The sequence below is a fragment of the Flavobacterium sp. 1355 genome (genome assembly GCF_017833415.1).
Taxonomy (GTDB): Bacteria; Bacteroidota; Bacteroidia; order Flavobacteriales; family Flavobacteriaceae; genus Flavobacterium.
In genome coordinates, this window is the sequence record NZ_JAFICC010000007.1 from 206,512 (window position 1) to 228,085 (window position 21,574).

General features: G+C 34.1%; 19 protein-coding genes. 10 read left to right on the top strand and 9 right to left on the bottom strand.

Annotated elements, in window-relative coordinates:
* Positions 1-4: 4 nt before the first annotated feature.
* The 8 genes from JOD96_RS10895 to topA all read right to left on the bottom strand — a co-directional run bounded on the left by JOD96_RS10895 (position 5) and on the right by topA (position 10,974).
* Entirely contained in the window at positions 5-1,054 is a 1,050-nt protein-coding gene (locus JOD96_RS10895) for an NAD(P)/FAD-dependent oxidoreductase (protein WP_209564290.1), read from the bottom strand.
* 74 nt (positions 1,055-1,128) lie between these two features.
* Positions 1,129-2,118, bottom strand: a complete 990-nt coding sequence (gldN, locus tag JOD96_RS10900) for a gliding motility protein GldN (protein ID WP_209564291.1) — start codon at positions 2,116-2,118, stop codon at positions 1,129-1,131.
* 178 nt (positions 2,119-2,296) lie between these two features.
* Entirely contained in the window at positions 2,297-3,286 is a 990-nt protein-coding gene (gene gldN / locus JOD96_RS10905; RefSeq protein WP_209564292.1) for a gliding motility protein GldN, read from the bottom strand.
* 43 nt (positions 3,287-3,329) lie between these two features.
* Positions 3,330-4,871, bottom strand: coding sequence for a gliding motility protein GldM (gene gldM / locus JOD96_RS10910; RefSeq protein WP_209564293.1), 1,542 nt, complete (start codon positions 4,869-4,871; stop codon positions 3,330-3,332).
* Between the two features lie 52 nt (positions 4,872-4,923).
* A complete protein-coding gene (gldL, locus tag JOD96_RS10915) occupies positions 4,924-5,568 on the bottom strand; it encodes a gliding motility protein GldL (RefSeq protein WP_209564294.1) in 645 nt (214 codons plus the stop codon).
* 59 nt (positions 5,569-5,627) lie between these two features.
* Positions 5,628-7,025, bottom strand: a complete 1,398-nt coding sequence (gene gldK, locus JOD96_RS10920; RefSeq protein ID WP_209564295.1) for a gliding motility lipoprotein GldK — start codon at positions 7,023-7,025, stop codon at positions 5,628-5,630.
* 263 nt (positions 7,026-7,288) lie between these two features.
* Positions 7,289-8,440 carry a formimidoylglutamase gene (locus tag JOD96_RS10925; RefSeq protein ID WP_209564296.1) on the bottom strand — a complete coding sequence of 384 codons (1,152 nt, stop codon included), beginning with the start codon at positions 8,438-8,440 and terminating at the stop codon, positions 7,289-7,291.
* Positions 8,441-8,442: 2 nt separating this feature from the next.
* The gene (gene topA / locus JOD96_RS10930) at positions 8,443-10,974 is read right to left on the bottom strand and encodes a type I DNA topoisomerase (protein ID WP_209564297.1); all 2,532 of its coding nucleotides are present in this window, start codon (positions 10,972-10,974) and stop codon (positions 8,443-8,445) included.
* A 325-nt stretch (positions 10,975-11,299) separates the two neighbouring features.
* On the opposite strand from topA, the gene miaB reads away from it, so the two are divergent.
* From miaB to JOD96_RS10975, 9 genes are all read left to right on the top strand, one after another.
* Positions 11,300-12,745: a tRNA (N6-isopentenyl adenosine(37)-C2)-methylthiotransferase MiaB gene (miaB, locus tag JOD96_RS10935; protein ID WP_209564298.1), complete on the top strand. Its 1,446-nt coding sequence runs from the start codon at positions 11,300-11,302 to the stop codon at positions 12,743-12,745.
* Positions 12,746-12,827: 82 nt separating this feature from the next.
* The gene (locus JOD96_RS10940) at positions 12,828-13,199 is read left to right on the top strand and encodes a GxxExxY protein (RefSeq protein WP_209564299.1); all 372 of its coding nucleotides are present in this window, start codon (positions 12,828-12,830) and stop codon (positions 13,197-13,199) included.
* A gap of 135 nt (positions 13,200-13,334) precedes the next feature.
* On the top strand, positions 13,335-14,594 hold the full coding sequence (locus JOD96_RS10945) for a sigma-54 interaction domain-containing protein (protein WP_209564300.1): 1,260 nt from the start codon (positions 13,335-13,337) through the stop codon (positions 14,592-14,594).
* 93 nt (positions 14,595-14,687) lie between these two features.
* Positions 14,688-15,191: an LptE family protein gene (locus JOD96_RS10950; RefSeq protein ID WP_209564301.1), complete on the top strand. Its 504-nt coding sequence runs from the start codon at positions 14,688-14,690 to the stop codon at positions 15,189-15,191.
* 59 nt (positions 15,192-15,250) lie between these two features.
* Positions 15,251-16,648: a tetratricopeptide repeat protein gene (locus tag JOD96_RS10955; RefSeq protein ID WP_209564302.1), complete on the top strand. Its 1,398-nt coding sequence runs from the start codon at positions 15,251-15,253 to the stop codon at positions 16,646-16,648.
* Between the two features lie 3 nt (positions 16,649-16,651).
* Positions 16,652-16,993: a preprotein translocase subunit SecG gene (gene secG / locus JOD96_RS10960; protein WP_209564303.1), complete on the top strand. Its 342-nt coding sequence runs from the start codon at positions 16,652-16,654 to the stop codon at positions 16,991-16,993.
* A gap of 140 nt (positions 16,994-17,133) precedes the next feature.
* Entirely contained in the window at positions 17,134-17,409 is a 276-nt protein-coding gene (groES, locus tag JOD96_RS10965; protein ID WP_012023920.1) for a co-chaperone GroES, read from the top strand.
* 75 nt (positions 17,410-17,484) lie between these two features.
* A complete protein-coding gene (groL, locus tag JOD96_RS10970) occupies positions 17,485-19,113 on the top strand; it encodes a chaperonin GroEL (protein ID WP_209564304.1) in 1,629 nt (542 codons plus the stop codon).
* 315 nt (positions 19,114-19,428) lie between these two features.
* Positions 19,429-20,631 carry an ectonucleotide pyrophosphatase/phosphodiesterase gene (locus JOD96_RS10975; protein ID WP_209564305.1) on the top strand — a complete coding sequence of 401 codons (1,203 nt, stop codon included), beginning with the start codon at positions 19,429-19,431 and terminating at the stop codon, positions 20,629-20,631.
* A gap of 94 nt (positions 20,632-20,725) precedes the next feature.
* Here JOD96_RS10975 and JOD96_RS10980 read toward each other — a convergent pair whose 3' ends face one another.
* Positions 20,726-21,109 carry a DoxX family protein gene (locus tag JOD96_RS10980; protein WP_209564306.1) on the bottom strand — a complete coding sequence of 128 codons (384 nt, stop codon included), beginning with the start codon at positions 21,107-21,109 and terminating at the stop codon, positions 20,726-20,728.
* A 122-nt stretch (positions 21,110-21,231) separates the two neighbouring features.
* Between JOD96_RS10980 and JOD96_RS10985 the strand changes: the two genes are divergently transcribed.
* Positions 21,232-21,573, top strand: a complete 342-nt coding sequence (locus JOD96_RS10985) for a winged helix-turn-helix transcriptional regulator (protein WP_209564307.1) — start codon at positions 21,232-21,234, stop codon at positions 21,571-21,573.
* The last annotated feature ends 1 nt before the right edge of the window (position 21,574 follow it).

A 21,574-nucleotide genomic window follows, 5' to 3' on the forward strand; every position in this document is an offset into this window, starting at 1 on the left:
GTATCTATTTCTTTTTTTTATAAAATCTATTGATATCAATTACAGGATCTAATGCCGTTTTGTTTTCAATGTAATAAAATAGATCTTTTGCCATTGCAGGCCCCAGCATAACACCACGGGTTCCCAAGCCATTTAATATATGCAATGATGCATGTTTATTATGAGTGCCAATTATGGGCCTGCGGTCACGTACAGTAGGCCTCACACCTCCAAAATGAGAAACAATTTCAAAATCGCAATTAATTATTTCCTTAATTCTTTCAACTAATTCTTTCTTACCATCTTCGGTTGGCAGATCCGTTTTGTCTTTCCAGTTGTAAGTCGCACCTACTTTAAAAAAGCCATTTCCCATCGGAAGAATAAAAACGCTGGTATTTACAATGACATCCAAATTTAGTTCTGGTGCTTTTATGACAACTAATTCTCCTTTTGTACCGTCAAGCGGAAGATCCTGAAAAAATGTATTAGCATGCAGACCGAAACCTTCTGCAAAAATTATATTTTTTGCCTTATAATTTTTGTATTCTAAATAACCATCATTAATAATTAGCTTAGCATAATCAAATGGTTCATTAAGAAGACAATTATTTTCAATTAAATATTCGTGATATTTATCTAATAAAAGAGCCGTATCAACATACCCTGTATGTAAAACTTCTCCATAATCGTAAGGAGAATCTATCCCGGAAAACTTATTAAAAATTAGTTTTGTAGAAAGAAATGGAGCCAAAAGTGGTTTATCAGAAGCTGCAAACCAATTATTTTGTTCTTCGACAGAAAAGAACTTTCGTAAAATTGGCAGTTTAAAATTGACTTTAACATTCAGTTTAAGTTCAATTTTGTTGTAAAAATCTTCCATTAGAATTAATTGTTCTTCAGCTTTCCAAACTTCGCTGAAGCGTTTTAAAATCACAGGATTATACAAACCTCCCGCAACTTTGGAAGAAACTTGAGAATTATTATCTATTACCAAAATAGATTTATTGTTTTTAAGGGCAATTTCTGAAAATGAAATTCCTGCCAATCCACACCCGATAATTAAATAATCAATCATTTATAAAAGGTAAAAATAAAAAACTCTTACTCGCAAAGGTAGTAAGAGTTTTTCTTATAAGTTAATTTAGTGGCTTAGTAGTTCCACATATTTTCTTCAAAATTACGAATCTTCTCTTTAACCCTTTCAGATTCCAATAATTGATTTTGTGCATTATCTTTCATGTAATCTTTAATTTCACGATCTCCATACATATTTTCTTCCTTATAAATTATGGCATTAAAACGTCTGGAATTCAAAATCTGATCAAACGAAATTGGCATAGCAGAATTAGTATCATTAAAAGCTTTCGCTTCATGCAAAACCTCTCTGGCATTTGGATAAAAAACCCAGAACAACTCAATATAATCTTTTTCATCACTATTCATTGTATAAACATCGGGGGTCACAGGACAAATTCCTAGTAAACGATATTTCAACTCACTCTGACGTTTGTCAAAATACCAGTATCCCTTAATCTTATATTGAGTAACATCAGCTGCAGTAAGATCTTGTCTCAAAATATATTCAGCAGGAACACTTCTGGTTGGGCCAATTGTCTGATCTACATATGAGACCACTTTCTTTTTTCCAGTTCCGGTTACCACCTTCTTTTTCACTACCCTGGTCCTATAATCATCAGGATACTGATTGATTAATTCTCTTCCTGCATCAGTTGTATCAACACGTGTCAACGAGCCCTCAATGTCCTTCATAGATTTTTTAGTATTAAAATAACTATCAGAATAAACTTCAGTTATTCTCCCCTGTTTGATTGCCTTTGTCAAGACATCATACAGAGAGCGTCTGTCAGAACCAATGTTAGCAGTATCCACCGGATAATACATAGGGAAATTGATTTTTTCGTTCAAATCAATAATCTCCCATGTAGTTTTACCCATTAAGATATCCCTATCATCTACATAACCGTAAGCCAAAGGCTTATCATTGTCAGAAATCAGCTGTGCAGCATTCTTTTTTCCAATTTGTTCTGCTGTCTTTGCATTAAGCAAATTAGATTGGGCATTTATAGATAAGCCGCAGGTGATAAAAACAATAAAGACTAAAAAAAAATTCACTTTCATCATAATACATTTTAATAACAAAGCTAACGCAAAACATTGACTTTTATTGTATTTTTCCTACATTATTTTTTTTCTTCAAATAATTTAATGAAAGCTTCAATTTTAAAAGGAGACATATAGAAATAAAAGAGCCCTTACTACAATGCAGTAAGGGCTCTTGTTATATATAATTTAGAACTTAGTAGTTCCACATATCTTGCTCGAAGTTACGAATCTTCTCTTTAACTCTTTCAGACTCTAGCAATTGATTTTGTGCATTATCCTTCATATATTCTTTGATCTCACGATCTCCGTATAAGTTTTCTTCCTTGTAGATAACAGCATTAAAACGTCTTGAGTTTAAAATCTGATCAAATGAAATTGGAAGTGCTGAGTTACTGTCATTAAAAGCTTTTGCTTCATGCAAAGCTTCTCTTGCATTTGGATAGAAAATCCAGAATAACTCAATATAATCCTTTTCATCACTGTTCATAGTATAAACATCAGGAGTAACCGGGCAAAGTCCAAGTAAACGATATTTCAATTCACTTTGACGTTTGTCAAAATACCAGTACCCTTTTATTTTGTACTGCGTAACATCAGCAGATGTAAGATCTTGTTTCAAAATATATTCTGCAGGAACAGTTCTTGTAGCAGCAACAGTTTCGTCAACATATGTTACTACTTTTTTCTTACCAGTACCAGTAACTACTTTTTTCTTCACAACGTGTGTTTTGTAGTCATCCGGGTATTGGTTAATTAACTCTCTACCTGCATCAGTTGTATCGACACGTGATAATGATCCTTGAATGTCTTTCAGAGATTTTTTAGTATTGAAATAACTATCAGAATAAACTTCAGTTATTTTGCCATTTTTCATAGCTTTCGTCAAGGCATCATAAAGTGAACGTCTATCAGGACCAATATTAGCTGTGTCTACTGGAAAGTACAATGGAAAGTTGATTTTTTCATTCAAATCGATGATTTCCCAAGTAGTTTTCCCCATCAATACATCTCTATCATCAACATAACCATAAGCCAAAGGTTTATCATTATCCGAGATAAGCTGTGCAGGAGTCTTAAGTCCTATCTGAGCTGGTGTTTTTGCATTAAGCAAATTTGATTGCGCATTAGAAGCAAAACCTCCGGCGATCGAAACAATAGCTATTAAAAAATTTCTTACTTTCATCGTGGTATCATTATAAGATATTGAGCGTAGTTTTACCTACTTATTATTGTATTTCGTAAATTACCGGAGCAGTTCTAGGTAATAAATAGCTGCCAGCTCCAACAAGTTTAGTTTTAATTTCAGAAATAGTAACCTGATCTCCTTTACCAGCTCTCGAAAGAATTTGTTTACATTGTGCATTTAATCTGTTACCACTAACAACTACAGTAGGCTGTCCAGTAACTTTTAGGTTAAATCCAACAACATCTAAACCAACTTCAAAATCGAAATCAAGTAATTTAGCACCAATAGTAGCAATTTCTAAGTTAGATTTAGGTCCTTTAACAACACCCATCTCACCTCTAATAGTACCTGTTGGACCAGGAATACCTTTAATTCTAAATGTTTTCTTATCTGTAACTTTGTCTCCGTTTGGTAATGTTCCAGTAACAGAAATCGTAGTTTCAGTTCCCTGACCCGGACTCATGTTATATTTACCTGGTTTACCAGCTGAAGCTAATCCTGGAGCACTTGCAACAATTTTGTTAGCATCAACACCAGCAAAAGAAACAGAAATTGGGTTAACAACTCCTCTATAAACTACATTCATTTTATCAGCAGAAATTGTAGCTGAGTTTGGTCTAGGCACAACAACATATTTACCAGCAAATTTCAACGGAATATTTTTCCCGTCTTCTAAGAATGTAAATTGTCCATTGATATCCTGCTCACCAACACCACCTGCAGTTAACGAGATAACAGCTTGTCCGTTTACAATTTGTCCAGGACCTTGAAATGAAGTTGGTTTTGTGTTTTCGTCATAACGACCTAAAACAACTTTACCTGTTACTTTTTCTCCTTGGAAATAAGCGTTTTTATCTAAAACAACAATTGCCTGGTAGTTACTATAAGAAGCAGCAGCTACTGCAGCTTTTCCTAAAGCACTGTTATAAACATCAGTTTCTGCTTTTTTAACGTCATTTTGCCAAGCCGAAAGTTTGGCAGCAGATGCGATTGCAGGAAAACCTTTAAAGTGGTAAGCTAAGTATTTTTCTTTTATACCTTCTTTGTTTTTTACATCAGAAACATCAAATTTCTTTTCAACTTCTGCTATAATATTTGCATATTTTTTATCTGTTCCTAAAGCAGCTTTTAAATCTGCTTTGTATTTTTGAATTTTAGCGATAATTTCGTTACCTTTTTTAGTGTAACCGTCTCCTGTAAACCAGTCGTCGATATTATCTCCTCTATCCATTGATTCGTAAGGCAATTTTCCAGTTTCTTTATCAATTTCGAATCCTTTGATAGATTGAGTTTTTAAAGTTCCAATATAATCATAAAATTCTTTTGAGATTGATTCAACTTTATGAGCAGTAACTGCTGCAGTTGCGAACTCTCCTTTTGCTTCAGCAGCTTTTTGATCTAAAGATTGTAGTAATGAAGTATTTGTCTCAACTGAAGAAGTATTTGATGCTTCAAATTTTTCATTCATCAAACCAAAAGCAGAAATAACTTCTTTTGATACGTTCATTGCCAACATTGCGATGAAAACCAGATACATCAGGTTAATCATCTTCTGTCTAGGGGTTAATTTTCCTCCTGCCATTTTTTTCTAATTAGTTCTTATTAATAAATTTAATATAATAGTTAAAAACTAATTATCCTTTGTTACTCATTGCAGAAAGCATACCGCCATAAACATTGTTTAATGAAGCAATGTTTGCAGTCATAGATTGCATTTGTTCTTTTAATTTTGAAGCATTGTCAGCGATTTCCTTGTTAGCATCAGCGTTTCTTGCAGCGCTTTCTAACTGAACTTTGTATAAGCTGTTTAATGATTCCATTTGAGCAGCAGCCATTGATAATTCTTCGCTGTATTTTTTAGTAGAAGCGATAGAATCTACAGTAGGAGCAATTCCTTTAGCAGCTGATTCGAAATTTTTAATACTGTTTCCTAAGCTTGACATTAACTCACCGTCAATTTTAGCTTCTTTCAACATAACGTCTAACTTTTGAGACAATAATCCCTGAGCGTCAGTTGATTCAGCTTTATCAGCTTTTGGTCTGGCTTGACCGTTAGCCAATTCTGGGTACACAAGTGTCCAGTCTAATTCTTCATCCACAGGTTCGAAAGCAGAAAGAGCAAAGATTAATGCCTCAGTTAACAATCCTACAGAAAGCATCACTGTACCAGTTAATGGTCCAATCTCAAAGTGAGTAATTTTGAATAATGCTCCAACGATTACTACTGCCGCTCCCATACCATAAGCGAAATTCATTGCTTTTTTACTTAATAATGCCATAATAACTTTTTTTTAGGTTTTAATTTGAAATAGATTTGATTTGGTTATTGAATATTTAATTACTTCTTTTTGTTTCCAGTTACCTGAGTTCCCATGTAATCTTGTACAGTTCTGAAACCTATGTAACTTCTTGCTGAATCTGCATATTCGTGATCACGAGTACTTACTTGTAAGAAATAAGCAACGTCTTTCCAAGAGCCTCCACGAACTACTTTTCTTTGGTTGTTTCCATCAATTACGTTTGGATTCATTGTTGAAACATACTCATATGCATTAGGATTATATGCTGAATCAGTCCACTCCGAAACGTTTCCTGCCATATTATACAATCCGTATCCATTTACTTCATAAGATTTAGCTTCAACAGTATATAAAGCTTCATCAGCAGCATAATCTCCTCTGCTTGGTTTAAAGTTTGCTAAGAAACAACCTCTGTCACTTTTAGTATAAGGACCTCCCCAAGGGTAAGTTGCTGATTCCAGACCTCCTCTTGCAGCATACTCCCATTCTGCCTCTGTTGGCAATCTGAAAGCATTTACTAAGTCACGTCCTTTTTTCTTAGATTTGATATAGCTGTTTTTATTTAATGTTCTCCATGCACAGAATGCTTTTGCCTGTTTCCAGGTAACACCTACTACTGGATAATCACCGTATGCTTTGTGCCAGAAATAGTCATTATGCATTGGTTCATTATATGAGTAAGCAAAATCTTTAATCCAAACTGTTGTATCAGGATAAACGCTTACCTGCTCTGTTTTTACAAAGTCTTTTCTCTTACCCACTTTTGCTTTTGCAGCAGCCTGAATATCCATCCAAGAGTAGCGGAATTTCAATTTATTTACATCAACCGTTCTTAAACCATTATATGATTCTTCAATTGGTAAATACATAGAATCCATTACCTCAGCATAATACTCATCCGGGTAAGCTTTTGTATCTTTAATTAATTTTACTTTTTTGTTTAATTTTCTACCAGCATAAGGATCATCTTTTGTTCCTACACTATAGTAGTTATCATACATATATTTATCATATGCCGTCATTTTATCAGGCTCAGAATCATTAAATGCATAATCAGCGATGCTACCAGCTTTTTTTCCTTTTGCATCTCCGGTACCTTTTTGCCCGGTTTCATCAGCTAAAATAGCCAGACGAACTCTCATTGTAGAATCTTTTACCCATTCTACAAATTGACGATACTCGCTGTTAGTAATTTCAGTTTCATCCATATAAAATGAACGAACTGTCACGGTTTTAGTTGGAGCATCTTCTACGTCAGCCAAATCATCATCTGATTTACCCATAATAAAAGACCCACCTGGAACTAATGTCATTCCATAAGGTTTTTCAGGATGCCATTTTCCTCCTGTAACACCAACTAACTCTCCTTTATCACCTGATTTTCCACAGCCAATAACTAGGGTTAACATTGCTGCAAATGCAATAAACTTCTTCATATAAATTTGGGATTATCTATTCATTATTATAAGTCCGTAAACGTATTTATTATTTATTAAAAAAACAACACTACTCACGAAATTTATTTCACCGTTCAAAAATAATGTTAAATAAAATAAAAAAAAAATATTTAGTCGATAAACTAACTCAAAAAATCGACGTAAAACGTTAAATTTTATACTATATAACTTTTTTCTTACTAATGTTTTTTAACTTTTTTTTAATAATTCTAAAATTTTAAAAATTACGTTAAAATTTTCCTCTATAAAGCATTTTTCCGCTGCGCCTTCCACCATCTTTCTGGCAATTCCTGATTGCAAGCGAGCAAATATTCGTCATAAGAACATGGTAATAACGTATTTCTTTTCAATTTATTGTGACCATTAGATTCGTAAGGAATTTCTATCCACCAACGTTCTGTCTTGTCACTTTTATAAAATATCAATTCTTCATCTTCAAGCGGCACAATATACTTCAGATAATTTGTTCTGCTCCCAAAAGGATACTCTTTTGAACGGTAATGGTACCCTTCTATAAAATACCACACTATCTGAGCAATTATTACCGATTCCTGAGCTGTACTATTATGATTAAAAATTCCAAAAGAAGAAACCTTATCACTAATACCCGCGTATCTTGCCAGGGAACAAATCTCTTTTCCGTTAAAACCATTTGGCTCAAAAGAAATATTATTTCCTGAATCTGAAGACTTTACAGAATTCAAATCAATACTAACCAAATCAGCATCTCTAAAAACCGGTTCTGCCAAAGAAATTTTATTTGAAATTTCCCCTAAACGGTATGCATCAAAAAACAGTTTTTCAATTAAATCAATTTCTTCCTGAGAATTGTAATAGGTCTGATATCCTATATTACAATAGTTAAAAAGATTATTTGGTTCATCAATTATAATCTTAGTAAGGTAAGAACTTGCCGAAACTGTTTCATTTTCCTTACCAAAATCAAATTTGTTATCTACAGAAATCATGTTTACCATTTGCTCTAAATCGTCATATGCACGATATAAAGCATAAGTCAAATCCTGTGAACCTCCCAGAACTATCGGAATGACTTTATTTTTGATTAAAGCAGCTGTTACCTTTTTTAATGCAAAATAAGTATCCTCAACCGAATCGCCTGCAAGTATATCTCCCAAATCAGCAATTGAGGCATCCCAATTACCCGGAAACATACCATAAATTTTTTTACGGACTGCGTTCAGGTTTACTTCATTAACTATATTAATATTTCTACGATCTTCTAAAACACCAACTATTGCAATATTAATTTTATTAATATCCGGAAACTGATCCTGAGTATGAAAAGCTACTTTACTTCCCAATTCCTGTGAAGACAAAGAACTAATGAATTTTAAAATTTCATTGTTAATCGGTTCTAGAAAATCAAATTCCATTTTTATTTCTTTTTAGCTGCTGTTTTTTTTGCCGGAGCTTTCTTAGCTGTTGCTTTTTTTGCCGTTGTTGCTTTTTTAGCCGGAGCCTTCTTCGCCGGAGCTTTTGCAGCAATCATTTCCTGAACCTGGTCAAGAGTTAATTTTGTTGCATCAACATCTTTACTAAGCTCAATTTTAATTTTTCCTTTAAGAATTACCGAACGTCCCCAACGTGCTTTTTCAACAACAATCCCTTCTTCTTCCCAATTGTGAAGAACTTTATCTATATTTTTCTGCAATTTATCTTCAATCAGTTCTTCAACATCAGCCTGTGATAAATTATCAAAATTGTATTTTTTACTTACGTTTACAAAAAGACCGTTCCATTTAATAAAAGGGCCAAAACGTCCTACACCTTTTTGAACACCTTCTCCTTTATAAACAGCAATTGGCGCATCTGCAAGTTCTTTTTCGTCAATTAACTCCTGAGCTCTTTCTTTTGACACTCCCAAAGGATCTTCTCCTCTTGGCAAAGAAATAAAAACACTTCCGTGACGTACATAAGGACCATAACGACCATTATTTACTTCAACTTCTTCTCCTTTATAATCGCCTAAACTCTTAGGAAGCAAAAATAAATTTAATGCATCTTCAAGTGTAATATTTCCAATGTTCTGATCTGCCATCAAACTGGCAAATTTTTTATCCTCATCATCAGCTTCTCCAATCTGAGCCATTGGCCCAAATTTTCCTAAACGAACAGAAACCTGCCTTCCGTCTGCATCTTTTCCTAAAATTCTTTCTCCGCTTTCACGTTCTGCGTTAGCTTCAACTTCTTTTACATTCGGGTGGAATTTATTGTAGAATTCCTGCATCATAGTTGCCCAGTCAATATTTCCTTCGGCAATCTCATCGAAATCCTGTTCTACTTTTGCAGTAAAATTATAATCAAGTATGTTTCCGAAATTCTTAACAAGGAAATCTGTAACGATAGTTCCGATATCTGTTGGTACTAATTTCCCCTTATCAGAACCTGTATTTTCTTTTAGTTGCTTCTCTCCTACTTTACTGTTTTGCAAAGTGAGTTGCGTATAATTACGCTCATGCCCTTCGAGAGTTCCTTTCTCAACATAGTTTCTGTTGATGATAGTTGAAATAGTTGGTGCGTATGTAGATGGACGTCCGATTCCTAATTCTTCTAATTTTTTCACCAAAGAAGCTTCTGTATAACGTGCAGGAGGTCTCGAATATCTTTCGGTTGCAGTAATATAATTATTTGCTAGCTTTTCATTTACTTTTAATGCAGGAAGCATTCCTTCTTGTTCTTCTTCATCTTCGTCATGACCCTCTAAGTAGACTTTCAGAAAACCTTCAAAAAGTAGAACCTCTCCAGATGCAGTAAAAATTTCATCGTGATTATTGGCTTCAATTTTTACGTTTGTTCTTTCTAATTGTGCATCACTCATTTGAGACGCCAAAGTTCTTTTCCAGATCAAATCATATAAACGGGCCTGATCGCGGTCAATATTTACCGAATGACGAGACATATCTGTCGGACGAATCGCTTCGTGAGCTTCTTGCGCTCCTTTACTTTTAGTCGCAAAAGTTCTTGGCTTAGAAAACTCTTTTCCGTATGATTTTATGATTTCAGCTTCTGCAGCATCCATAGCATCTTTAGAAAGATTGACACTATCAGTTCTCATATAAGTTATAAGTCCTGCTTCGTACAAACGTTGTGCAAGCTGCATTGTGATTCCAACCGGCAAATACAATTTTCTCGCCGCTTCCTGTTGTAAGGTCGAGGTTGTAAAAGGTGCAGCTGGTGATTTTTTGGTAGGTTTAGTTTCTAAATCTGCTACGCTATATAAAGAACCTATATTTTGTTTTAAGAAATCTTCGGCTTCTTTTTTTGTATTAAAGTTTTTTGGCAGTTTTGCTTTAAAAGCTTTTCCGGCTTCATTTACAAATTCTGCTACAACAGAGTAACTTGCAACTGCGTTAAAATTTTGGATTTCACGCTCTCTTTCAACAATAAGACGTACAGAGACAGATTGCACACGGCCGGCAGATAAGCCGCCTTTAATTTTTCTCCATAAAACAGGAGACAATTCATAACCTACCAAACGGTCCAAAACACGACGCGCCTGTTGTGCATTTACTAAGTTATAATCAATTTCTCTTGGATTTTCGATTGCTTTAAGAATCGCTGATTTGGTAATCTCGTGAAAAACAATTCTTTTGGTTTTTTTAATATCAAGTTTTAATTCTTCCGCCAAGTGCCATGAAATAGCTTCTCCTTCGCGGTCCTCATCACTTGCCAACCAAACTGTTTCAGCATTTTTAGATAGTGTTTTAAGCTTACTTACTAAGGCTTTTTTATCAGGAGAAACTTCATACTTAGGTTTAAATCCATTCTCTACATCAACTCCTATTTCTTTTGATGGTAAGTCGGCTATGTGTCCATAACTAGACTCTACCTGAAAATCGCTCCCTAGAAATTTCTCGATCGTTTTCGCCTTTGCAGGTGATTCCACTATTACTAAATTCTTTGCCATTGCTCTATTTTTCTGCAACAAAAGTATTTATTTTTTTTAAATATCAACCTTGCTTATTCATTTTTGAGGTATTTTAATAATATGTTTCCAAAAATTACAGATTTATCTGTAAACATCTCGATTATATATATAGGTATAACTTTTAATGGTTTATGGCATAGAAATGTGCTTTCGTTTTAAAAATTATAATTCTAATTTACACTCATATCATTCCATAATCTAATCTGAACTATCCTGATAGCTATATTAAATTTTGTTAATTCTTTATCTGACATCTTGTCATATTTATAGGTTTTGCGTTATCTTTGCACTTTGAAATTTTACAATGGAAAAGATTATTGAAGAAAGCAAGCAGGGCGAAAGTCTTGTTTTGGAAAATAAACCTGAGAATACTAAAAAACTTTTTATAGAAAGTTACGGCTGTGCGATGAATTTTTCGGACAGTGAAGTCGTAGCTTCCATTTTATCTGACGGAGGTTATAATACAACTTCGGTTTTAGAAGAAGCAGATTTGGTTTTGGTAAACACTTGCTCTATTAGAGATAAGGCAGAACAAACTATTCGTAAACGTCTTGAGAAATATAATGCTGTAAAGCGTATTAATCCAAAAATGAAAGTTGGCGTTTTGGGCTGTATGGCCGAGCGTTTAAAAAGTCAGTTTTTGGAAGAAGAAAAAATAGTAGACCTGGTTGTTGGACCGGATGCTTATAAAGATTTACCAAATCTATTATCTGAAGTTGAAGAAGGACGTGACGCTATTAATGTAATTTTATCGAAAGAAGAAACATACGGAGATATTTCGCCGGTGCGTTTGATGAGTAACGGAATCACGGCTTTGGTTTCAATAACCCGCGGATGCGATAATATGTGTACGTTTTGCGTTGTCCCTTTTACACGAGGACGCGAGCGCAGCCGTGAACCTCAAAGTATCATGAAGGAAATTCAGGATTTGTGGGACAAAGGTTTTAAAGAAATTACTCTTTTGGGTCAGAATGTTGACAGTTATCTTTGGTACGGCGGCGGTTTGAAAAAAGATTTTGTCAATGCTTCTGAAATGCAGAAAGCAACTGCAGTAGATTTTGACCAATTACTTGAAATGGTTGCTGTTGGTTTTCCAAAAATGCGTATCAGATTCTCGACTTCTAATCCGCAGGATATGCACGAAAGCATTTTGCATGTGATAGCAAAATATCCAAATATCTGTAAACATATTCACTTGCCGGTTCAATCTGGAAGTAACAGAATTTTAAAAGAAATGAATCGTCTTCATACTCGTGAAGAATATATGGCTTTAATTGATAAAATCAGATCAATTGTTCCGGATGCTTCAATTTCGCAGGATATGATTGCCGGTTTCCCAACTGAAACAGAGCAAGATCACCAAGATACTATGAGCCTGATGGAATATGTCAAATATAACTTTGGTTATATGTATTCATATTCTGAACGTCCGGGAACTTTGGCAGGAAGAAAAATGAAAGATGATGTTGATGAAGAAACAAAAGCCAGAAGATTGCAGGAAATTGTTGATTTACAGCAAAAACATGCTTGGTTTAGAAGTGAAGAGTTTGTTGGAAAAACAGTTGAAGTTTTGGTAGAAAAGGTTTCTAAGAAATCGACAGCAGAATTCTCAGGAAGAAACTCTCAAAGCATCACAGTAGTTTTCCCAAAAGAAAACTACAAAATTGGAGATTTCGTAAACGTAAAAATTACAAGCTGCACCAGCGGAACTCTTAAGGGTGAAGCTGTTGGGTTAAGTAACATGAATTAAAATTGTTTGCCACGAATTTCACGAATCTACACTAATTTTCTTACTTTATTTTAATTCTATAAGTTTGCATTAAAAACAAAATATGGAATTATATCGAAAAGAGGAATATTATAAAATAGTTGGAATTTGTATGGAAGTACATAGAATACTTGGTGGCGGGCTTCTTGAAATTGTTTATAAAGATGCGCTGGAATATGAATTTAGGAAACATAATATTCCTTTTGAACGAGAAAAAGAATACGATATTCAATACAAAGATATTGTGCTGGCACATAAATTCTATGCTGATTTTGTAGTTTATGACGAAATTATTTTAGAAATAAAGGCATCAAAAGAAATAATTGACGAACATACTGCCCAAACAATAAATTATTTAAAACTGGCAGATAGTGATTTAGGAATTATTGTTAACTTTAATAAAAAGGCATTACAACATAAAAGAGTTATTCATTAACCCGATTTCAAAAATTTGTGAAAATTCGTGAAATTCGTGGCGAACGATAAAAATATAAGCCAAAGTTTAAAAGTTAAAGGCCAAGTGTAAAAACCTGAAACCTGAAAACGAATAAAAACTTGAAACAAAAAACAAATGGAAACAGTTCAAGCAATAAAACAACGATTTGAGATTATTGGGAATGATCCGAAATTAAATCGCGCCATAGAAAAAGCCATTCAGGTTGCTCCTACTGATATTTCGGTAATGGTAACTGGAGAAAGTGGTGTTGGTAAAGAAAATATTCCGAGAATTATACATTCACTTTCGCACAGAAAGCATGGAAAATATATTGCGGTAAACTGTGGGGCAATTCCGGAAGGAACTATTGACAGTGAGCTTTTTGGACACGAAAAAGGTGCTTTTACAGGTGCAACAAGTACACGTGAAGGTTATTTTGAAGTAGCCGACGGCGGAACTATTTTTCTGGATGAAGTTGGTGAATTACCTCTAACAACTCAGGTTAGATTACTGCGTGTTTTAGAAAACGGAGAATTTATAAAAGTAGGTTCATCTCAGGTTCAAAAAACCAATGTGAGAATTGTGGCTGCAACAAATGTGAACTTATTCAACGCAATCGAAAAAGGGAAATTTCGTGAGGACTTATATTACCGTCTGACGACTGTTGAAATTACTTTACCCCCTTTGCGAGAAAGAAATGAAGATATTCATTTATTGTTCAGAAAATTTGTGGCCGATTTTGCGCACAAATATAAAATGCCTCCGTTAAAACTGGATGATAACGCTGTTCAGGTTTTACAAAAATTCAGATGGAACGGAAATATCCGTCAGTTGCGAAATGTGGCAGAACAAATTTCGGTTTTAGAAACCAATCGCGATATATCTGTTGCAACCTTACAATCTTATTTGCCGACAGAAGGAACAAATTTACCTTCTGTAATTAGTGATAAGAAAAAAGAAAGTGATTTTAGTACCGAAAGAGATATTTTGTATAAAGTACTTTTTGATATGAAAAGCGATTTGAATGATTTGAAAAAACTTACTTTAGAATTAATGAAAAACGGTTCGTCAAAAGTACAGGACATCAATCCAAATCTTATACAAAAAATATACGGGTCACAGGAAAATGACAGCGAAATTGATTTTGAAGAGGAACCAAGAACAGCAGTTATGACACCTGCTACACGCGAAGACAATTATCATATTCAGGATGATAACAATTATCTTGACGCCGAAACAATTGAAGAAGAAGAAATTCTGCGTCTGGAACAAAAAGAAATCGAAATGATTAAGAAATCATTAGAAAAAAATAAAGGAAAAAGAAAAGCAGCGGCTGATGAACTCGGAATCTCTGAACGAACCTTGTACCGAAAAATCAAACAATTCGATTTATAAAATAATTAAATTACAAGTTTAAAATTAAAAGCTCCAATTGCTATATTTGAGCACAATCGGAATTTAAACATTGGAATTTTTCTAATAAACATTATGAAAAAAATATATTCTTTATTCGCTTTTATCAGTCTTTTCATGCTAAGTGGCTGTTCGGTTTACAACTTTACCGGAACAGGAAAAATTGATGCCAACACTTTTCAGGTAAACTTTTTTCAGAATAATGCTGATTTAATTGAACCGGGAATTGACAGAGATTTTACTTTGGCTTTGCAGGATTTAATCCAAAATCAAACTAATCTAAACTTAGTAAGCAATGGCGGTGATTTAACTTATGAAGGAGAAATTGTTGATTACAGAATTACACCAATGACCGCAACTGCAGATCAGCAGGCTGCACAAAACCGTTTAACGATTCGTGTCAATGTACGTTTTACAAATAAGAAGAAGGAGACTGATGATTTTGAGAGAACATTTGAATTCTACAAAGATTATGATGGTGGCCAACAGCTTGTAGGTTCTGCTTTGACTGCTGCTATTAAAGAAATTTACGACCGAATCACGCAGGATATTTTTAACGAGTCATTAGCTAAATGGTAATTTTGGCTTACTGTTAAAACACGATTAAACAATTACAAATTCACGATTAAACAAAAAAAATGAATGTAACCGATTATACATACCTAATAAATAAACCCGATGCTATTACTGAAAAGCAGACGGAAGCATTAGGAAATGTTTTGAATGAATTTCCATATTTTCAAAGTGCACGTGCATTACGATTAAAAGGGCTTCACAATCAAAATAGTTTTAAGTATAATTATGCCTTAAAGGTTGCTGCCGCACATACTGCAGACCGTTCTGTATTATTTGATTTTATAACTGCTGAAACATATACCGCTATTCAAAGCGAATATTATGATCAGAAAATCAAAGATCTATTAAATATAACTGTTTTTGAAAGTGAAATTGTTCTACCGGAAATTAGTAAAGTTCCCGAAATAAGAATTGATCCTATTGAACAATCTATTTTATCTTCTATAAGAGAAGCTACAACAGTTGTTTTTGAAGAACAAAAGAAACCTGAAGAAAATACTACAGCATCTGCTATTGAGCAAACAGTCTCAGAACCAGAACCTGTAAAAGAAGAAATACCTTTAGTAACTGAAGAGCCTGCAAAAACTGAAGAAATAAACATAGATTCTTTTGTCGAAAAAACTGATGTAACTCCTACAGAAGAAATACTCCCAATTGTTGAAGAGGAAGTAAGTATCGAAGATATCACTATTGACTCTTTTGTTGAGCAGCCTGCATTGACTGTTGCAAAAGAAGAAGAGCCAGTGGTTATCGAAGAGGCAAACAAAACCTCTGAGATACGTATTGATCCTATCGAAGAATCTGTATATAATTCTATCAAACAAGCTACAACTGTAATTTTTGAAAAGCCGGAAACAATTGAGAAAACAAGTAATATTGAGGAATCAATTGTCAATGAAGAATCAATTATTAATGAGGAGCCAACGGAACCCGAAATACCGGAAACTGTAAAAATTGCAGAGGAACATCTGGAAATAGGAAAACCTCTTGATTTTTCTATAAACGAAAAACACTCATTTCAGGAATGGCTGCAGTTATCCAGAACAGAACCAATTGACAGGTCAAAAGATGTTTTGGAAGAAAAAGATGAAATTACACAAGAAACGAATACAATTGTTGAGCCGGCTGTAGAACCTGTTTTGCAAGTAAAAGAAGAAGAGGCGTTTGACCCAAAAAGAAAAAAGGCAGAAATCATCGATAAATTTATAGAAACAAACCCGAAAATTTCGCCAATAAAACCTTCCGGAACTTCTCCTATGGTACAATTAAGCATTAATAATGAGGATAATTCTTACTTAATGACAGAGACTTTGGCGAGGGTATATTTAGAACAAAAGAAGTACACAAAGGCGATACAGGCATATGAAATATTAATTTTGAAATATCCAGAAAAAATTAGTTTCTTTGCAGACCGCATATCGGATATAAAGATTTTACAACAAAATAACATCAATAATTAAACAATGAGCACATTTTCAATTTTTTTAGTTTTAATCACAATAGTTTGCTTTCTATTGATCGTAGTAATTATGGTACAGAACCCTAAAGGAGGCGGATTGTCTTCTACAATTAGCGGAACTCAAATGTTGGGTGGAGTACAAAAAACAACTGACTTTTTAGATAAAAGTACTTGGACACTTGCTACTATTCTGATTGCTTTGATCTTGCTTTCAAGCTTAAGCTTTACAGGATCATTAAGTGATACTGACTCTAAACTTATTGAAAAAACTGAAGCTCCTGCAACTAATACACCTGCGGCTCCTGCACAAGGAACTCCTGCTCCGGCAGCACCTGCAGCAAAATAATATTTTCAAATATAAATTGAAATGCCAGCCTGTCAAAGCTGGCATTTTTTTTAAGAAAAAATGTCAGTTTTTGCAGCATGGCACAATTTCTGAAAGTTTATGAAACATTAAAAAGTATAACCTTATAATATATAAAAATTATGGCATTAAACATTAAACCGCTTTCAGACCGCGTACTTATTGAGCCTGTTGCAGCTGAAACCAAAACTGCGTCAGGAATTTTTATTCCGGATACTGCCAAAGAGAAACCACAAAAAGGAACTGTTGTTGCAGTAGGAAACGGATCTAAGGATCATACCATGACTGTAAAAGTTGGTGATACTGTACTTTATGGAAAATATGCAGGTACAGAATTAAAACTGGAAGGGACTGATTACCTAATTATGCGTGAAGACGATATTCTTGCAATTATCTAAAAAATGATAGTGTTAAGTTCTCAGTATTAAGACTGGAACTTAAAAAAATAAAAATTTAAACTAAATTAAAAGAAAATGGCAAAAGATATAAAATTTGATATTGAAGCACGTGACGGATTAAAACGTGGTGTTGATGCATTGGCAAATGCTGTAAAAGTAACTCTTGGACCAAAAGGTCGTAACGTAATTATCGGAAAATCATTTGGTGGACCAACTGTTACTAAAGATGGTGTTTCTGTTGCAAAAGAAATCGAATTAAAAGACCCATTAGAAAATATGGGCGCACAAATGGTGAAAGAAGTGGCTTCTAAAACCAATGATTTGGCAGGAGACGGTACTACAACTGCTACTGTATTAGCTCAGGCTATTGTAAAAGAAGGTTTAAAAAACGTTGCTGCAGGTGCAAATCCAATGGATTTGAAACGTGGTATCGATAAAGCTGTTGAAGCTATTGTTGCCGATTTAGCAAAACAAGCTAAAGTTGTTGGAAGTGATTCTGACAAAATCAAACAAATTGCTTCTATCTCTGCAAACAATGACGAAGTAATTGGTGAACTAATCGCTACTGCTTTTGCTAAAGTTGGAAAAGAAGGAGTTATTACTGTTGAAGAAGCTAAGGGAACGGACACTTTCGTGGATGTTGTTGAAGGTATGCAGTTTGACAGAGGATATCTTTCTCCTTACTTCGTGACAAACCCAGAGAAAATGGAAGTTGAGTTAGACTCTCCATACATTTTATTATATGATAAAAAAGTTTCTTCTCTAAAAGAATTACTTCCGGTTTTAGAGCCAGTGGCACAATCAGGAAAACCATTATTGATTATTGCTGAAGATGTTGACGGAGAAGCTCTTTCTACTCTTGTAGTAAATAAATTAAGAGGTGCTCTTAAAATTGCTGCTGTAAAAGCTCCTGGTTTTGGAGACAGAAGAAAAGCAATGTTAGAAGATATCGCAATTTTAACTGGCGGAACTGTAATCTCTGAAGAGAGAGGATATACTCTTGAAAATACAACTATCGAAATGTTAGGAACTGCAAAAAGAGTTTCTATCGATAAAGACAACACTACAATTGTAAGTGGTGCTGGTGAAACTGATATCATCAAAAACAGAGTAAACCAAATTAAAGCTCAGATGGAAACTACTACATCTGATTATGATAAAGAAAAATTACAAGAGCGTTTGGCTAAATTAGCCGGAGGTGTTGCTGTTCTTTATGTTGGTGCTGCTTCTGAGGTTGAAATGAAAGAGAAAAAAGACAGAGTGGATGATGCGTTACACGCAACTCGTGCTGCTGTTGAAGAAGGAATTGTTGCCGGAGGTGGTGTTGCATTATTAAGAGCTAAAGCTGCTTTAGCAGATCTTAAAGCTGACAATGCTGACGAGGCTACAGGAATTCAAATCGTATCTCGTGCTATTGAATCTCCACTAAGAACTATTGTTGAAAACGCAGGTCTTGAAGGTTCTGTGGTAGTAGCAAAAGTTTCTGAAGGTTCAGGTGACTTTGGATACAATGCAAAAACTGATGAATATGTAGATATGCTTGCTGCAGGAATTATCGATCCTAAAAAAGTAACTCGTGTAGCGTTGGAAAATGCTGCATCTGTTTCTGGAATGATCTTAACTACAGAATGTGCATTAATCGATATTAAAGAAGAAAATGGTGGCGGAATGCCAATGGGTGGCGGTATGCCGGGAATGATGTAATCGTTCTTTACTTCTTAAAATTTAAAACGCCAGATAATAATCTGGCGTTTTTTTTATTTTTGTTTGCCACGAATTACACCAATTTTCACAAATTTTTTTTAATATTTCGGTTTTTTTAGCTACAGATTATAATCTGTGACAAGTTTTTTTTACACAAAACATTCGTGAAAATTAGTGTAATTCGTGGCAAACTCTTTTTAGTTTCTTTTAAACTAATTCGTGACAAATCATTTTTAAATTTAAGATTGTTTAACATTCTGTTTTTGCTGTTAAAAGTACTTATTGATAACTTTGGTGCTTCAATAAATTTCAATAATGAAAAAGCTTTTCACTCCACTTCTTTCCTTTATTTTATTCACATTTTCTTTCGTTTTACAAGCCCAAAACAATAAAGATAATTATGTAGTTTTAGTTTCTATGGATGGGTTCCGGTGGGATTATGAAAAACAGTTTAATCTTCCAAACCTAAAACAAATAGCAAAAGAAGGCGTTCATGCAAAATCAATGAAACCTTCTTATCCAAGTAAAACCTTTCCTAACCATTATTCTATCGTTACGGGGCTTTATCCTGATCATCACGGAATTATTAATAATGTTTTTTATGACGCTGCTTTAAATGAATCTTTCTCATTATCGAGCAATGCAAAAAATGATTCGAAATTTTATGGAGGCAATCCTATTTGGAATCTCGCAGAACAGCAAGGTGTAAAAACAGCTTCTTTCTTTTGGCCAGGCTCAGATATTGACAAAAGAAATCCAAGTTATTTTAAAAATTATAATGGTAAAATTCCTTACGGGGCCAGAATTGATACTGTTATGAAATGGCTGCAGCTTCCTGAAAAACAAAGGCCTCATCTTGTTACTTTATATTTTGATGAACCTGACCATACAGGCCATAACTTTGGTCCGCTTTCGCAGGAAAACAAAAAAATGGTTATCAAAATGGATTCTATTATGGGTGAATTATCCCGAAGACTGAATGAGTTGGCGATTGGAAAACAGATCAATTTAATCATAGTATCAGATCACGGAATGGCTGATATCAGCAATGATAAAAAAGTAGCTGTTTTAGATTACCTAAAACCAGAATGGCTGGGTTATAAAGAGGTAATCAATCCTATTATGAGTCTTCAGGCAAAACCGGGCTTTAATGATTCAATAGTAAATGCTCTGAAAAAAGTACCTCATGTCAAATTCTGGAAATCTAACGAAGTTCCACAAAGACTGCATTACGGAACCAATCCGCGTGTCCATGATTTTGTTATTGAAGCTGAAAAAGGATATAGTTTAGTCAGCAAAGAAAGTACCCACATAAAAGGAGGTACACATGGCTATGACAATAACGAAAAAGATATGCATGCTATTTTTTATGCAAAAGGGCCCGCTTTTAAAATAAACAAAACCGTCAAAACCTTTCCAAACATCTCTGTTTATCCCTTAATTGCACATATTTTAGGTTTACAAATTGGTGAAATTGATGGAAAATTCAGTGAAGTAAAAAATATGCTTACTAATTAAAATTAGATAATGTGCCAATTAGAAAATTAGATAATGATTTTATATAATTTGTAAAATTGTCTAATTTTCTAATTGGCTCATTATACTAAAAAAATCACTTTCCTGACCAGGCAATAAAAGATGCTAAAAGAGCAAAAAAGACATTTATTCCTATTTGAGAACCTTCACCCCTGCAGATATGAAATATGCCTGCACAAATCATTAATGCGATAATTGCAAAAGCAGTTATCCGTGTGATTTTAGGATTTAAAGAAAGTAAAGCAGGAGCTATGATGCCGATTCCGCCCAGTAAATCTATGATTCCTGTAAATTTCACTACTTCAAGCGGAACCTCAGCTGTCCAGGGCCACATTGCCGATAATTTTTCTATAGACTGAAAAAGCTTCAGTGACGCTCCCCATATAAAACTTATGGCTAAAATAATTTTTGCTATCCAGACAGTAATAAGGATAGCTTTTGAATGTTTTGGATTTTTCATTTTGAGAGAAATTATTATTAAGACCTCAAAAATATTTATATTTACTTACTTGTATACAGTACTTCCTCTTTGGAAAGTACTATCTAAAGTGGAAGTAACGTTAATAAATTAATACAGACAAAATGCTAATTAAAGGTGGTTGCCCAAAAACTGCACTTTCTATCAAAGATGCTTTAGAAGCCTTAGAAGGAAGATGGAAATTACTCATCTTATTTTCACTTTCAACAGAGAACAAACGTTTTTCCGAAATATCCAAAGCCGTTACCGGGATCACCGACAAAACTTTATCGAAAGAGTTAAAAAGCTTAGAAGCCAATCAATTGATAAAACGAACGGTGTACAATACTTTTCCTCCAACCATTGAATATTCCATTACAGAACACGGAAAATCATTAGAAAATGTCTTAAATGAATTGCATTATTGGGGACTGCTCCACAGGCAAAAGATACTTACAGAGTTCTAAT